The sequence below is a fragment of the Hydrogenophaga palleronii genome (assembly GCF_031457455.1).
Lineage (GTDB): Bacteria > Pseudomonadota > Gammaproteobacteria > Burkholderiales > Burkholderiaceae_C > Hydrogenophaga > Hydrogenophaga palleronii_A.
The window spans coordinates 225,243-240,192 of the sequence record NZ_JAVDWU010000004.1; the positions used below are offsets into that span (position 1 = coordinate 225,243).

A 14,950-nucleotide genomic window follows, 5' to 3' on the forward strand; every position below is an offset into this window, starting at 1 on the left:
CCTGAAACCAGCGCCGTCGTTGGCGGGGCTTCTTTCGCCTGTTCCTTTCTGGAATCGAGACCGTGATTTCTTCTTCCCCCGCGGATGCGCCTGGGTCCGTTGTTCCGCCCAGATCTTCAAGCTTTCATGCCACGGCCTGGCGCTGGCATTTTTATGCAGGCCTCTACGTGGTGCCGTTCCTTCTCATGCTGGCCATCACCGGCGCGGTCATGGTGTTTTTCACCGGATTTCAGACCCGCCTGGGCTTGCCGGTGAATGTGGCACTACAGGACGCGGTGCTGCCGGTGAGCGAACAGGCGCAAGCCGCGCTGACCCGGTTTCCAGAGGCCACGCTCGCCACCTACACCGCGCCCAAAACACCTGAGCTGGCCAGCTGGTTCGAGCTGAAGCACGACGGCGCCACCCACGCCGTGGCGGTCAACCCCTTCACAGCCGAAGTGATGAAGGTGGTGGACAAGGACAACACCGTCTTCGCCTGGGCCGAGGCCATTCACGGCACGCTGCTGCTCGGTCCGGTGGGCGACGCACTGATCGAGATCGCAGCCGGCCTGGGCATTGTGTTGCTGGTCACCGGCGTCTACATGTGGTGGCCGCGTGGTGGCACCCCCTTTGCACAGGTGCTGGTGCCGAACCTGCGTGCGCGCGGTCGCCTGTGGTGGCGCTCGCTGCACGCCAGCCTGGGTTTCTGGCTGAGCGCCGTGCTGTTGACCTTCCTGATCACCGGCATGGCCTGGACCGGCGTGTGGGGCGCGAAGTTGGTGCAACCCTGGAACACCTTCCCGACCACCAAGTGGTCCGACATTCCGCTGTCTGAGGCGACCCACGCCACGCTCAACAGCGCGGGCCAGCACGAGGTGCCGTGGGGGCTGGAACAGACGCCGCTGCCTGCTTCAGGGTCGATGCAGGGCACACCTGGCGTGCCCGCGGGCCATGCGGTGACCATCGACACGGTGGCCCAACTGGCCAGGCAGCTCGGGTTCAAGGGACAGCACCACATCAGCTGGCCACAAGACGATACCGGTGTGTTCTCCATTTCGGCCGACAGCATGAGCGGCGACCTCACCGACCCCACCCAGGACCGCACCGTGCATGTGGACCGTTATACCGGTCGCGTGCTGGCCGAAGCCGCCTTCGAGGAATACAGCGCGGTGGCCCAGTTCATGGCGGTGGCCACCGCCTTCCACCAGGGTGACCTGGGCCTGTGGAACGCCTGGCTGAACCTGTTGTTCTGCGCTGGCGTGGTCTTTCTGTGCATCAGCGGAATGGTGATGTGGTGGAAGCGGCGCCCTGCAGGCACGGCCCACCTGTTTGCTCCGCCGCTCCCCGCGAACGCGGCGCGCTGGAAAACCGGCGTTGTGCTGTTGTGCGTGACGGGCGTGCTGTTTCCTCTCACGGGCGTGGCGCTGTTGGTCGTATGGTTGCTGGACGCGTTGTTGATGTCTCGCTGGTCCACGCTGAAGGCGGCACTGAACTGAGGGACGTCGGCAGGCGTTTCCGCACACCACCGCCCGTCTGCATTTCACGGCTACGATGCCAGCTGTGCCAGTGCCACCGACGGCGGTGTGACGTGGCATGCCGGAGACAACAACATGAAATGGTTTCGACGCATCGGGCTGGGCGCCCTGAGTCTGCTGGTGGCGCTGGCCGCGGCGCTGGGTGTGTATGTGTATCGCGCACTGCCGGTCATGGACGGTGAGTTGGCCGCTCCCGGCCTCAGCCAGCCGGTGCAGTTGTCGCGCGACGACGCCGATGTGACCCACATCGAAGCCACCAGCGAACGCGACGCCTGGTTTGCGCTGGGCTATGTGCACGCGCAGGAGCGTGGCTGGCAACTGGAATTCAACCGCCGTGTGATGCACGGTCAGTTGTCCGAGATCCTGGGCGAAGCCACGCTGGAGACCGACAAGCTGCTGCGCACCCTGGGTGTGCTGGAAGCAGCGAACCGGCAACTGGCGGCTTTGCCGCCCGATGCGCAGCGGGCGGTGCAGGCTTATGCCGATGGCATCAACGCGTTTTACGCCACCAGCACACAGGCCTTGCCGCCGGAGTTCCATGTGCTGGGCACGCGCCCGGGTGGCGAATCCGGCGTGGCCTGGACGGCGGCTGACAGCGTGGGCTGGGCCATCATGATGGCGCTGGACCTGGGCGGCAACATGGGCAACGAATTCACGCGCCTGAGCGCCTTGCAGGTGCTCGACACCGAGGCTCTCTGGCAATTCCTGCCACCGTACCCCGGCGAACGCCCGGTGGCCCGCGCCGATCTGGCCCGTCTGTACGCCGAATTGGGCGTGTACCGCGCACCCACCACCCAGTCGCTGGCACCGGCCGAGCCATTGCCCCAGCCGCCGGGCAGCCTGCTGACCGCTGCCATGCAGAGCGACCTGGCCGCCTGGGCCAACGACTTCAGCAACAACCTGGGCACGGTCGACGGCAAGGGCAGCAACAACTGGGTGATTGCCGGCGAACGCACGGTCAGTGGCAAGCCCATCGTCGCCAACGACCCCCACCTCTCGCTCAGCGCACCGGCCATCTGGTACTTCGCGCGCCTGAAAGCGCCCGGCCTGGACGTGGCCGGCGCCAGCGTGCCCGGCCTGCCTTTCATCCTGCTGGGCCGCACACGCCACGTGGCCTGGGGCTTCACCAACACCGCGCCCGATGTGCAAGACCTCTACATCGAGCGCATCGATCCCGCGAACCCTGCGCGCTACCAGACGCCCGACGGTTGGGCCGACTTCACCACGCGCCAGGAAACCATCCGCGTCAAGGGCCAGCCCGATGTGGTGCACACCGTGCGCCACACCCGCCACGGCCCGGTGGTGAGCGACGCACAGGCCTCGCACCAGGCCTTGATCGACACCAGCCGCTATGTGTTGTCCCTGCGCTGGACCGCGCTGGACACCGATAACCGGGCCGTCGTGGCCGGCGTTCGCAGCAACCGCGCGCAGTCGGTGGCCGAGCTGATGGCCGCCTACGAAGATTTTCACGCGCCCATGCAGAACGTGGTCATGGCCGACACGGCTGGTCAGGTGGCCTTCAAAGCCACCGGCCGCGTGCCGCTGCGCCACCCCGACAACGACATCATGGGCGTGGCGCCTTCCCCCGGCTGGGACGCCCGCTACGACTGGCAAGGCTGGCTGCCCTACGCCGACACGCCCGAGGTCGACCACGCCACCATCACCGCCGCTGGCTGGTGGTCCACCGCCAACCAGCGCGTGCATGACGCCGACTACCCCCACTTCATCACCCAGGACTGGGAAATTCCGTACCGCAAGGACCGCATCGATGCCTTGATCGCCGCTCGCGGGCAGCACGATCTGGCATCACAAAGCGCCATCCACGCCGATGTGGTGTCCGAGTCCGCACGGGTGCTGCTGCCGCACCTGCTGGGTGCGCCGGTCGGCCATCCGCTGGCCGATGCCGCGCAGTCGGCGCTCACCACCTTCAACGGCGAACTGCGTGCCGACAGCGCCGGCGCGCTCATCTTTGCCGTGTGGACCGACGAGTTCACCCGCGGCGTCATCGGCGGCCGGCTGGGCGAGGAACGCCTCATGGGCATGTACGGCCGGCGCGTGTTCCGGCCCGCCATTGAAGGCATCCTGGCGCGCAACGACACCGCCTGGTGCGGTGCCGCCGGCTGCGCCGTGGCCAGTGGTCAGGCACTGGAACGCTCGCTGACCCGCATCGCTACCTGGCAGGGCAATGACGTGTCAGCCTGGCAATGGGGCAAGGCCCATCCCGCGCTGTCTGCCCACAAACCCTTCAGCAACGTGGGGCCGCTGGCCAAGGTGTTCGACGTGCGCGTGCCCACGGGTGGCGACCGTTTCACCGTCAACATGGGCCACTTCCACGCAAACCACGCCAAAGAACCCTTCGCCAACCGCCACGGCCCGTCGCTGCGTGCGCTGTACGACCTGGGCGATCTGGAGAACTCGCGCTTCATCTACCAGACGGGGCAGAGCGGCCTGGTGTTTTCTGAGCGCTACAGAGACATGAGTGCGGAATGGGCAGCGGTGCAGTACCGGCCCTTGCGCATGGACCCGCCGGCGTTCAGTCATCGGTTGACGCTCAGGCCCTGAGCTGCGCCCGTCGCATCGGCATGGGAAAAGCGGGCAGGGGAGACCCCTCAGCCCACGATGCCCCGCACCACGGCCGGGGCTGGCGGTGACATCGCCGCCCCGCCGCGCGCAAATGTCACCACATGGTCCACCTCGGCGCGGATGCCGATCCATTCGCCCACCGCGTGGTTGTGGTGCGAAGGCACGTGCGTCATCAGCACTTCGCCACTGGCCAGGCGCAGCGTGTACAGGAATTCCGAACCGCGAAACGCCTTGCGAAGGATCTGCGCCTTCACCGGCGCATCGTCGTCGTGCACGATGTCGTCGGCCCTCAGCAGCACGTCGCACAAACCGGCGTCGTAGGCGCTGGGCAGCGGGCATTCGTCCACGTCCTGCAGCGCGCCCAGCGGCGTCTGCACCGAGACTTCCTTGCCGTCCTGCCGGATCTGGGCGGGCGCGAACACACCATGCCCGATGAACTCGGCCACAAAGCGCGTGGCCGGGCGGTGGTAGAGCGCATAGGCGTCTTCCCACTGGTGCAGATGCCCTTCGTGCATCACACCGATCACGTCGCCAATGGCAAACGCCTCCAGCTGGTCGTGAGTGACGAACAGCGCGGTGGCGTTGGCGGCTTTCAGAATGCCGCGCACCTCGTGCGCCAGACGCTCGCGCAGGTCCACGTCCAGGTTGGAAAACGGTTCGTCCAGCAACAGCAGGCGGGGGCGGGGGGCGAGCGCACGGGCCAGGGCCACGCGCTGCTGCTGGCCCCCAGAGAGCTCGTGCGGGAACCGGGCCTGCATGTCGTCCAGCCCCACCAGTTTGAGCACCTCGGCCACGCGGGTATCGCGCTCGACGCGGGGCAGGCGGTCGATGCCGAAGGCGATGTTCTTGCCCACGTTCAGGTGCGGGAACAGGGCGTAGTCCTGAAACACCATGCCAATGCGCCGCTGCTCGGCCGGCATGTGGTGCTGCTGGCCGTCGCTCATGCCGCTCACGGTTTCGCCGTCGAGTGAAATGCTGCCGGCGCTGGCCCGCTCCAGCCCGGCCACGGCGCGCAGCAGCGTGGTCTTGCCGCAGCCCGAGGGGCCGATCAGCACCCCGATGTCGCCCGCGCGCAGACCAAGTGAGACGCCATCTACCGCAGCCTGCGAAAGACCGGGGTAGCGCACGCTGAGTTGCGAGACGTTGAGGAACATGGTGAAACCCGGGTTTCCGAACGGTGGGGCTCTCATTGTAGATAACTACAATTCTCATTTGTGTTGACGTGGGTCAATGGAACCGGGGCAGAGCAGGGCCTGGTCGCCGTGCCATGATGCGTTCCCCGGCCCACCCAGGCGCAGCTTCGCGCCCGGCGACGGGTCTTCCTCCGTACTTTCCATTCATTCCACCTAGCCCATGCTGCGTTGGTTGGCCCCGGCCCTGTTGCTCCTGCTCGCGCTGATGCTCACCCTGCCGGTGTTGTCACTGGGCGCTTCGTGGTTTCAGTTTGACGCGGTGGCGTGCCAGGTGCTGAGCCAGATGGCCCAGACCGTGTTGCCCGAGTACGTGTTCACCACCGTGTGGCTCTGCGTGGCCGTGGCGGTGGGCGTGGCGGTGGTGGGCATGGCCACGGCCAGCGCCGTCACGCTGTTTGACTTTCCCGGCCGCCGACTCTTTGAGTGGGCGCTGCTGCTGCCCCTGGCCATGCCGGCCTACGTGGTGGCCTACGCCTACACCGATTTCCTGCAGTTCAGCGGCCCGCTGCAGGTGTGGCTGCGCGAAAGTTTTGGCCTGAGCGGGCGCGTGTTCCCGGAAATCCGCAACACGCCGGGTGCGGTGTGGGTGTTCACCTTTTCGCTGTACCCCTATGTGTACCTGCTGGCGCGCACCGCGCTGGCAGAACGCGCCGCGCAACTCATGGAAGCCGCGCGCCTGCTGGGCGCCCCGCTGGCGCGCCGCATCCGCGAAGTCGCCTTGCCGCTGGCCCGCCCGGCCGTGGCCGCCGGTGTGGCGCTCGCGCTCATGGAAACCCTGGCCGACTTTGGTGTGGCCAGCTATTTCGGCATCCAGACCTTCACCGCCGGCATCTACAAGGCCTGGTTGTCGATGGACATGCCGCTGGCCGCTGCCCAGTTGGCCACCATGTTGCTGGCCCTGGTGGCGCTGCTGCTGTGGCTGGAACATCGGGCCCAGCGCCGCATGCGCTTTGCCACGCTGCGCGGTCAGCGCGCCGGCAGTGCGGAAGCCCAGCCCGTGCGCCTGCGCGGCGGCCGCGCCGCATGGGCCGTGGTGGTGTGCAGCTTGCCCATTGCCTTCGGTTTTCTGCTGCCGGTGCTGTTCATGTTGCGCCCGCTCATTGGCGGCTGGGACGACCTGCCCTGGAGCAGCTTCGTGCAGTGGTCACGCAACAGCGTGTGGCTGGCCGGCCTGAGCGCCACGCTGGCCACCGCCATCGCACTGGCGCTGGCCTTTGCCCTGCGCGCCCGGCCCGGCCCGCTCACGCGCGGCGTGGTGCAGCTCGCCAGCCTGGGCTATGCCGTGCCCGGCGCGGTGATCGTGGTCGGCATCTTGCTGCCCATCGGTTGGGTGCAGGCCGCACAGCCCGACACGCGCGTGGGCTACCTCATCACCGCCACCGCGCTCGGCATCGTCTGGGCCTATTTGGTGCGCTTCACCGCCGTGGCGCTGCAGTCCATGCAGAGCGGCTACGCCCGCATTCCCGCCAGCCTCGACGATTCCGCCCGCATGCTGGGCACCACCGGCCTGGGCCTGGCCTTGCGCGTGCATTGGCCGCTGCTCAAGCGCTCCACAGCAGCGGCCGCGCTGCTGGTGTTTGTGGACGTGATGAAGGAACTGCCCGCCACTCTGGTGCTGCGCCCCTTCAACAGCGACACCCTGGCCGTGGTCACCTACCAACTGGCCCGCGACGAGCGGCTGGGCGAAGCCGCGCTGCCCGCGCTCACGCTGGTGCTGGTGGGGCTGTTGCCGGTGATCCTGCTGAGCCGAACCCTGCGGGCGCGGTGATGGGGTCGACGGGCAACTGAGCCCCCTGGTCGGTGGTGGCCCTGCCGCGCTGTGCGCTACTCCGCTGGCTTCGGCAATGACCCGTAGAACACCCGCACTTCGCTCACCTTGTCGTTCTCAAACCGGAAATACTCCGTGTTGGCGAATGTGGAGCCATCTTTGGCCGTGGCTGAGTAGAGAATGAAAGCGTCGTTTCCCTCGACCATCAGTTTGATGATCTCGAACGCCTCGGTCCGCTGACTGTTGGGCCAACAACGTTCGAAGTAGGTGCTGCGGTCGAGGTGCGGGTCGTGCGGACTGCCGAAGGTGAACCCCTCGTTCAACAGCGCTTCCAGTGCAGCCCGGTCCTTGCGTTCGTAGGCGCGAAAGTACGCGCGGATGCTCTCGGCAATGGTGTTGGGGTTTGACATCTGAAACTCGCTGTTTGTGGGTGCTTTCCGTATGGGCGCAAGGTGCCAATGGTCAATCCTTCGGCATCTCCCGCGGCCCGCCATTCACCGCCCAGGCCGTGCCGTACCGGTCGGTCAGCATGCCAAAGCGCTCGGCCCAGAAGGTCTCGCCCAGGGGCATCTGCACGCTGCCACCGTCAACCAAGGCATTGAAGATGCGTTCGGCTTCGGCTGCTGTGGGGTAGGTGATGGCCAGCATCACGCCCTTCATGCCGTCGAAGGGCACACCGGGCATGGCGTCGCCGGCCATGAGCGCGAAGTCCGGGTGCACCAGGTAGGCGTGCATGATCTTGTCTGCATGCTCGGGGGGCACCGGTTCGCCGTCGGGCATCTGCCCGTAGGTCATCAGGGCTTCGAGCTTGGCGTCGAGCACCTGGGCATAGAACTTCATGGCTTCGGCACAGGTGCCGTCGAAGGACAGGTAGGCACACAGCTGGGGCATGGGATTTCCTTTCAGGATTGTTGAAATGGGCTGACAACACCACGACGAACCAGGTTGCCCTGATTCGACATCAGGCGCCATCTTTTTTTGCCAGATGACAGGCGGGCACCCACGTCACCGAATGCTTGCCCGCAACGTGCCACCGCCCGCCGGGTAGCATTGCTGCTGCCCTTCTTCCCGAAAGCCACCTGAGACCGCTGTTTGTGAGCACCCGCCCCGAACCCGCCGAATTTCGCGACCTGGCCCTGGCGCACGCCATGCAGGCCATCGAGGCGGGTGGCGCGCTGGACGATGCCGGTGAAATGGCGCTGGCGCACGCCCGCCACACCAGCGACCAAGGCCGGCTGTTGGAGCGTGCGCGCCTGCTGGCACAGCGACTCGGGCTGGTGGACGAATGGGCGCGGTTGCGCACCGGCCTGTGGGTGGCGGGCGGCCTGCTGGGCGTGCTGGCCTTTTTGCTGGCGGGTGGCTTGCTCACCCGTGCGCTGGGCAGCGGGCAAACGGTGAACGCGGCTTTCGCCTTCGTGGCCATGCTGGGCGTGCCGGTGGTGGCCTTGCTGGTGTGGGTGCTGTGGGCACTGGCGTCGGCCGGATCGGCCCGTGCTGCGGGGCCATGGTCCTTGGGGAAGCTGGCGCTGGGCCTGGCCGCGCGCCTTCCTGGCCTGCATGGCCCGCACGCGATGAGCCTGCTGCGCGGCGTGAACGCGGTGCTGCGCGAACACCGGCTTGGTCTGTGGGTGTTCGGTGCGCTCAGCCACCTGCTGTGGGCACTGGCGTTTGCGCTGGTGCTGGCCAGCTTGTTGATGCTGTTTGCCTTTCAATCCTGGTCGCTCACCTGGGAAACCACCATCCTGAGCCCCGCCTTTTTTGAGGGCTTTTTGCAAGTCACAGGCTGGCTGCCGCGCGCGCTGGGTTTTCCGGTGCCAGATGCGGTGACCGTGAACGCACCGCCCAGCGCTCAGGGCGCGCAGGCCATGGCCTGGTGGCTGCTGGCCAGCGCCTTGTTCTACGGCCTGGTGCCCCGGTTGGTCGCCTTGGTGGTGTGCGCGCTGGTGTGGCAGCGGCGCGCCATGCGGCTGTCGCTGGACATGAGTGATCCGTACTTTCGCCAGTTGCTCACCCGCTTCCAGGCCATGGACCCACCCCAGGTGGTGGACGCCGAACACGCACCACCGCATGTGCAAGGCCCGCAGGCGTTCCGGCCCCGATCTCCCGGTGAGGCCGTGGGCCGGGTCCTGATCGGGTTTGAACTCCCGTCTGAAATGGTCTGGCCCCCCGCGGCGCTGGCCGCGCAGGTGCATGCCGTGCACACGGTTGCCGGCACCATGTCCGAGCGCCTGCACCTGTTGACCACGCTGGCATCTGCGCCCGCGGTAGACGCCGTGTTCGTGTGCGCCGCAGCCGCCAGCCCGGACCGGGGCGCCGAACGCTTCTTGCGGCAGCTCTGCAGCCACACCCACCGCTGCGCGTTGCTGCCACTGGGGCGCGGGCCGGGCGGTGCATGGATCGAAGGCGACAAGCCTGGGCGCTGGGCCGACTGGCTCAAAGCCAGTGAGCTGTCTGCTGTGCAGCTTTGTGCCACATCGGCCGACGCTGCCCAATGGCTGGCCAGCGACGCGGCAAGCCTGCCAACGGGCACAACATGACCCAGGAAGCCATCCACATCGCCGTGGTAGGCCACACCAACGCCGGCAAAACCTCGCTGCTGCGCACGCTCACGCGCCAGGCGCGCTTCGGCGAAGTGTCTGATCGGCCCGGCACCACCCGCCACGTCGAAGCCATTGGCCTGCAGGTCGACGGTGTCACCCGTGTGCGCTATTTCGACACGCCCGGCCTGGAAGACTCGGTGGCGCTGCAGCACCACCTGAAGCAGATGCCCGAAGCACTCACGCCGCCCCAGCGCGTGCGCGCCCTGCTGGATGGTCCGGAAGCGCACGGCGTGTTCGAGCAGGAAGTCAAGGTGCTGCGGCAACTGCTGCAGGCCGACGCCGCGATCGTCGTCATCGACTGCCGCGAACCCGTGCTGCCCAAATACCGCAGCGAAATCGAGGTGCTCACCGGCTGCGCGCGACCCATCATGCCGGTGCTCAACTTCGTGCGCGCCGAAGGTGGCCGTGAACCCGAATGGCGCGAACTGCTGGCCGCCTACGGACTGCACGCCGCCGTGCGCTTTGATGCGGTGGCGCCCTTCGTGGGCTCAGAGCGCCAGCTTTACGAAGACCTGGGCACGCTGCTGCGCGACCACCGCCCCACGCTGCAAGCCGTGCTGACCGAGCTGGACCAGCAAGCGCAGGCGCGCCGCACCGCCAGCGCCCGCCGCGTGGCCGATGCGCTCATCAGCGCTGCTGCCATGCGCCGCGAAGCGCCCGGCGACACCGTGGCCGACGCAGCAGCCCGCAGCGCCTTTGTGACCGCTTTCCGTGCCGAGCTGGTGCAAAGCCTGCAGCTGGCCGTGAACGACCTGCTGGCACTGCACGGCTTTGCCAGGGACGATGCGCAACTCGACGTGATGGCCTGGGCCAGCGGGCGCTGGGCCACCGACCTGTTCAACCCGGAAGCCCTGGCCAGCGTGGGCCGCCTGCTGGGCCAGGGCGCGGCCGCCGGTGCGGCGGTGGGTCTCACACTGGACATTGCCCTGGCCGGCCTGTCGCTGGGCACCGGCACCGTGCTGGGCGCGGCCATTGGCGGTGTGGTGGGGCAGGGCTGGGGCCAGTTGCCGCGCAAGCTGCGCAACCGCGTGATGCGCATCGAAGAACTCACCCTGCAGGACGACGTGCTCGCCGTGCTGGCCGACGGCCTGCTGCAACTCTGCCAACGCCTGCAGGCGCGCGGCCACGCGGCGCTGGAACCCCTGGCCGTTCGGCTAGCGCCCGGCGACAGCTACCGTGCCGACCTGAAAGCCCTGCTGGCCGACCTGGCCCCCGCCCGCAGCCACCCCGAATGGGAACTGGCCCACGGGAGCCCGGCCGACACCGATGGCCGCCGAGAAGCCTTGCGCCAGACCGTCGCCCAGCGTGTCGAAAGCATGCTCGACTGACCGCCGAGCGCCCTGCGGCTACCATCTCCCTCCATGGCGCTGAACTGGATCTGGATCGGTTTCTTCCTTGTCGCATTCACCACCGCGGCGGCGCGCTGGCTGTTGGGCGACGACGCGATCTTCCAGGCGCTGCTCAAAGCCCTGTTCGACAGCGCTCGAACCGGCTTCGAGATTTCCCTGGGCCTGGCCGGCATCATGGCTCTGTGGCTGGGGCTGATGCGTGTGGGCGAGCGCGCCGGCATGATCGAACTGCTCGCCCGCGCGGCCGGGCCGCTGCTGCGGCGCCTGTTCCCTGGCGTGCCGCAAGGCCACCCTGCGCAGGGCGCGATGACCATGAACATTTCCGCCAACCTGCTGGGGCTGGACAACGCGGCCACGCCTCTGGGCCTGAAGGCCATGCAGGAACTGCAGAGCCTCAACACCGAGCCGGCCGGCACGGCCAGCCAGGCGCAGATCATGTTCGTGGTCATGAACACGGCGGGCCTCACGCTCATTCCCACCTCGGTGATCGCCATTCGCCAGAGCATGGCAGTCAAACAGGGGCTGGGCGCGGATTTCAACGCGGCCGACATCTTTCTGCCCACCCTGCTGGTGACGTTCACGGCGCTGCTGGCTGGTGTGCTGGCCGTGGCGGTGGCCCAGCGCCTGCCGCTGTGGCGTGCGCGCTTTCTGGTACCGGTGCTGGCCGTGGGCGGCCTGCTGGCGGCGGCTGTGGCTGCACTGGCCCGCTTGCCGGCCGAACAGGCCTCGCGCATCGCCGGTACCACCGGCGCGGTGGCCATTCTGGGTATCGTGATGCTGTTTCTGCTTGCCGCGGCGTGGCGCCGCATCAACGCCTACGACGCCTTCATCGAAGGGGCCAAGGAAGGCTTCGGCGTGGCCATCCAGATCGTCCCCTACCTGATTGCCATCCTGATCGCCATCGGGCTGTTTCGCGCGGCCGGTTGCATGGACTACCTGCTGGCGGTCATTGGCGCCGGGGTGACCGCCCTGGGACTGGACACCGACTTTCTGCCCGCGCTGCCAGTGGGCTTGATGAAGGTGCTCTCTGGCGCCGGTGCGCGCGGGCTCATGATCGACGTGATGCAGGTGCACGGGGTGGACTCGTTCGCCGGGCGCCTCGCCGCCATCGTGCAGGGCTCCACAGAGACCACTTTCTACGTGCTGGCCGTGTACTTCGGCAGTGTGGGGGTGAAGCACACGCGGCATGCGCTGGCGTGTGCACTGTTCGCCGATGTGGTGGGCCTGTTTGCCGCGATTGGCGTGGGGTACGCCATGCTGCGCTGAAGGCATGGTTCAAACGCCTGTTTGGGGCGGCAGACATTTCAAAACCTCGACTCCCGCAGAATGGGGATCCGGCTTGGGCGGGCCCATGGCGGGGGAGGGCGAATCGATCCTCGCCGCGTGGGCCGTGTCGCTGCCACCCACTCATCGCACCACCCTGATTCAAGGAGTCCCACCCGATGTCAAAACCACCCGTTCCACCGCCCCACAAGCCCTCTGACCTGCCCAGCAAGCAGCCGCCCAGCCCGGCCAACATGGTCAGCCGCACCCCCCGTGCCCCAGGCTCAAAACCGGCCGAAGCTGACGAAGAACACCTGCAACTGCCACACGAGCGCGACCAGAACACGCAGATGACTGATGGCAAGCCCCAACGTGTCATGGAGCAAGCCGCCAAGGACATTGAAAACGGCCAGGTTGACACCGATATGCGCGCTACGCCCGGCCTGGATGCCGAGAAGCGCGCGCAAGATGTGCCCGGCGCGAGCGGTCGCTCCACCAGGAAGGACAGTCCCATCGGCCCGACGGACGTGCCTGTCTCCAAGAAGGGGCGCGACCCGCAGCCTGTGGCACCGGTACCCAGTACGCGCCGGTGACTTCACCCCTTCCGGCAACCCAAAAACAAAAAGCCGGAAGGCTTTGGACCGTTCCGGCTTTCAATTTGGTACCACCAACAGGAATCGAACCTGTATCTAGCGCTTAGGAGGCGCTCGTTCTATCCATTGAACTATGGCGGCGAAAAATGGAGAGCCCGCATTGTACGGGGCCGCTCTGTGTCGGCTAAGGTGATGGGGCCTGGCGCAGCAGCTTGCCGCACACCGGTACGTATTCGCCCAGGAAGTCCAGAAAGCTGCGCACCGCCGGTGACAGCCCGCGGCGGGAAGGAAACACCGCGTGCACCACGCCCACCGGCATGGACCAATCCGGCAGCAGGCGCACCAGGCGGCCGTCGCGCAACTCGTCTTCGCACATGTAGTCTGGCAGCCAGCACATGCCGCTGCCGCCCAGCACGGCGCGCTTCAGGGTGAGCAGGTCGTCTGCGATGTAGCGGGGCCGGTACTGCAGCATGGCCTCCCGGCCCTGGGTGTGCGTCAGACGCACGCTGACCTGCCCATCTGTGGCCGACATCGCCACGCTGTCGAGCTGGCTGGCTTCTTCCAGGGTGACCGGCGTGCCCTGGCGTTCCAGCAGCGCCGGGCTGGCCACCAGCACGGAGCGGGCGTCGTCCAGCCGCTTGATGACCAGGCTGCCGCTTTCCTCCAGCGACAGGCGCACGCGCAAGGCCACGTCCACGCCTTCCTTCACCAGATCCACCACCCGGTTGTTCACCTCCATCTCCACGCGCATCTGGGGGTGCCGCGCCAGGTAGATCGGCATCACGTCGGCCAGCACCGTCTGCGCCAGCGTGACCGGGCACACCACGCGGATCGTGCCGCGCGGCTCGGTCTGCGCATTGGCCACCACGTCGGCCGCGGCCTGCGCCGATTCGCGCATGGCCTGGCAGTGGCGCAAAAACGTTTCGCCCACCTCGGTCAACGAAAGCTTGCGCGTGGTGCGCTGCAGCAGGCGCACACCCAGCTGCGCCTCCAGCCCCGCCACCCGGCGCGACAGCCGCGACTTGGGCATGCCCAGCGCCCGGCCCGCTGCGGCAAAGCCACCGCGCTCCACCACCTCGGCAAACAGCAGCATGTCGTTCAGGTCTTGCATGGGCGTCCTTTGGGTTTGGAGGTGATCGGTTGGGATGATTGTCCTGATTCTGGAACGATTTGTCTCGAAGTTGCCGCCTTATCAAGGATTGGGCTGGAATCCACAATCTATCCAACGCCGCTCGTTGCGGTGGCCCTGCTTCTCAACCCCTTCGGAGAACCCCATGAAACTGCTTCACATCGATTCCGCCATCACCGGCGACCAGTCCGTTTCCCGCCAGCTCACCGCCCGGGCCGTGGCCGCCTGGCAAGCCACCCACCCCGGCACCCAGGTGGAACACCTTGACCTGGCCAAGAACACCCCGCCCCACCTCAGCGCAGACGCGCTGGGCTTTCGCACCGGCCAGGACGCCACCACCGAAATCCAACGCCAGGAAAACGCCCTGTCTGAACAACTGGTGAGCCAGTTCCTGGCCGCCGACGTGATCGTCATTGGCGCCCCGCTGTACAACTTCACCATTCCCACCCAGCTCAAGGCCTGGATCGACCGCGTGGCCCAGGCTGGCCGCACCTTCACCTACACCGAACAAGGCCCCAAAGGCCTGGCCGGCGGCAAGACCGTGATCGTCGCCATCACCCGCGGCGGCGTGTACTCCACCAGCGAAGCCGGCCGCGCCATGGAACACCAGGAAAGCTATTTGCAGACCGTGTTCGGCTTCTTCGGCATCACCGATGTGCGCTTTGTGCGCGCCGAAGGCGTGGCCATGGGGCCGGATGCCAAGGCACAGGCCCTGAGCACGGCCGAAGGCGAGCTGCGTGCGCACACGGGTGTGGCGGCGAACCAGGCTGTGGTGGCGCAGGTGGCTTGAGTTTGTTCGGGGCCGGGTCTGCATCTGTCGTGTTGACTTGATCAGCGGGGGTCCCGGATGGCATCAAAGAGTCATTGAAGGGCTGCATGCCCTGCAAAAGCAATATCCCCACCTCGATACCGGTGTGTTTGCTGCGAAGTGATGGGCTCCGAAGCGCTGGCCGCAGCC

12 protein-coding genes and 1 tRNA gene are annotated in these 14,950 nt (G+C 67.1%); 8 read left to right on the plus strand and 5 right to left on the minus strand.

Annotated elements, in window-relative coordinates:
- Window positions 1–62: 62 nt before the first annotated feature.
- Together J2W49_RS11145 and J2W49_RS11150 are read left to right on the plus strand one after the other, a co-directional pair.
- Window positions 63–1,475 (plus strand): PepSY-associated TM helix domain-containing protein, encoded by a 1,413-nt coding sequence (locus J2W49_RS11145; RefSeq protein WP_310315649.1) that lies wholly within the window; start codon window positions 63–65, stop codon window positions 1,473–1,475.
- 114 nt (window positions 1,476–1,589) lie between these two features.
- The gene (locus tag J2W49_RS11150) at window positions 1,590–4,076 is read left to right on the plus strand and encodes a penicillin acylase family protein (RefSeq protein ID WP_310315651.1); all 2,487 of its coding nucleotides are present in this window, start codon (window positions 1,590–1,592) and stop codon (window positions 4,074–4,076) included.
- Between the two features lie 47 nt (window positions 4,077–4,123).
- Here the strand turns inward: J2W49_RS11150 and J2W49_RS11155 are convergent, their stop codons facing one another.
- Entirely contained in the window at window positions 4,124–5,251 is a 1,128-nt protein-coding gene (locus J2W49_RS11155; RefSeq protein WP_310315652.1) for an ABC transporter ATP-binding protein, read from the minus strand.
- A 199-nt stretch (window positions 5,252–5,450) separates the two neighbouring features.
- Between J2W49_RS11155 and J2W49_RS11160 the strand changes: the two genes are divergently transcribed.
- The gene (locus J2W49_RS11160) at window positions 5,451–7,058 is read left to right on the plus strand and encodes an ABC transporter permease (protein ID WP_310315654.1); all 1,608 of its coding nucleotides are present in this window, start codon (window positions 5,451–5,453) and stop codon (window positions 7,056–7,058) included.
- A gap of 56 nt (window positions 7,059–7,114) precedes the next feature.
- Here J2W49_RS11160 and J2W49_RS11165 read toward each other — a convergent pair whose 3' ends face one another.
- Window positions 7,115–7,468, minus strand: coding sequence for a nuclear transport factor 2 family protein (locus J2W49_RS11165; protein ID WP_310315656.1), 354 nt, complete (start codon window positions 7,466–7,468; stop codon window positions 7,115–7,117).
- Between the two features lie 52 nt (window positions 7,469–7,520).
- Complete coding sequence (locus tag J2W49_RS11170) at window positions 7,521–7,949, minus strand: VOC family protein (RefSeq protein ID WP_310315657.1); 429 nt, start codon at window positions 7,947–7,949, stop codon at window positions 7,521–7,523.
- Window positions 7,950–8,152: 203 nt separating this feature from the next.
- On the opposite strand from J2W49_RS11170, the gene J2W49_RS11175 reads away from it, so the two are divergent.
- The 4 genes from J2W49_RS11175 (at window position 8,153) to J2W49_RS11190 (ending at window position 12,863) form a co-directional block, all read left to right on the plus strand.
- Window positions 8,153–9,595, plus strand: coding sequence for a DUF2868 domain-containing protein (locus tag J2W49_RS11175; RefSeq protein ID WP_310315658.1), 1,443 nt, complete (start codon window positions 8,153–8,155; stop codon window positions 9,593–9,595).
- Window positions 9,592–10,986, plus strand: coding sequence for a GTPase/DUF3482 domain-containing protein (locus J2W49_RS11180; protein WP_310315660.1), 1,395 nt, complete (start codon window positions 9,592–9,594; stop codon window positions 10,984–10,986). Before J2W49_RS11175 ends, J2W49_RS11180 begins: the two co-directional genes overlap by 4 nt.
- Window positions 10,987–11,019: 33 nt before the next feature.
- On the plus strand, window positions 11,020–12,273 hold the full coding sequence (locus J2W49_RS11185) for a nucleoside recognition domain-containing protein (protein WP_310315661.1): 1,254 nt from the start codon (window positions 11,020–11,022) through the stop codon (window positions 12,271–12,273).
- Between the two features lie 176 nt (window positions 12,274–12,449).
- A complete protein-coding gene (locus J2W49_RS11190; RefSeq protein ID WP_310315663.1) occupies window positions 12,450–12,863 on the plus strand; it encodes a hypothetical protein in 414 nt (137 codons plus the stop codon).
- Window positions 12,864–12,929: 66 nt separating this feature from the next.
- On the opposite strand, the gene J2W49_RS11195 is transcribed toward J2W49_RS11190, so the two are convergent.
- Both J2W49_RS11195 and J2W49_RS11200 read right to left on the minus strand, forming a co-directional pair.
- Window positions 12,930–13,004, minus strand: a tRNA-Arg gene (locus J2W49_RS11195).
- Window positions 13,005–13,047: 43 nt separating this feature from the next.
- The gene (locus tag J2W49_RS11200) at window positions 13,048–13,974 is read right to left on the minus strand and encodes a LysR substrate-binding domain-containing protein (RefSeq protein ID WP_310315665.1); all 927 of its coding nucleotides are present in this window, start codon (window positions 13,972–13,974) and stop codon (window positions 13,048–13,050) included.
- A 163-nt stretch (window positions 13,975–14,137) separates the two neighbouring features.
- Between J2W49_RS11200 and J2W49_RS11205 the strand changes: the two genes are divergently transcribed.
- Window positions 14,138–14,782, plus strand: a complete 645-nt coding sequence (locus J2W49_RS11205; RefSeq protein WP_310315666.1) for an FMN-dependent NADH-azoreductase — start codon at window positions 14,138–14,140, stop codon at window positions 14,780–14,782.
- The last annotated feature ends 168 nt before the right edge of the window (window positions 14,783–14,950 follow it).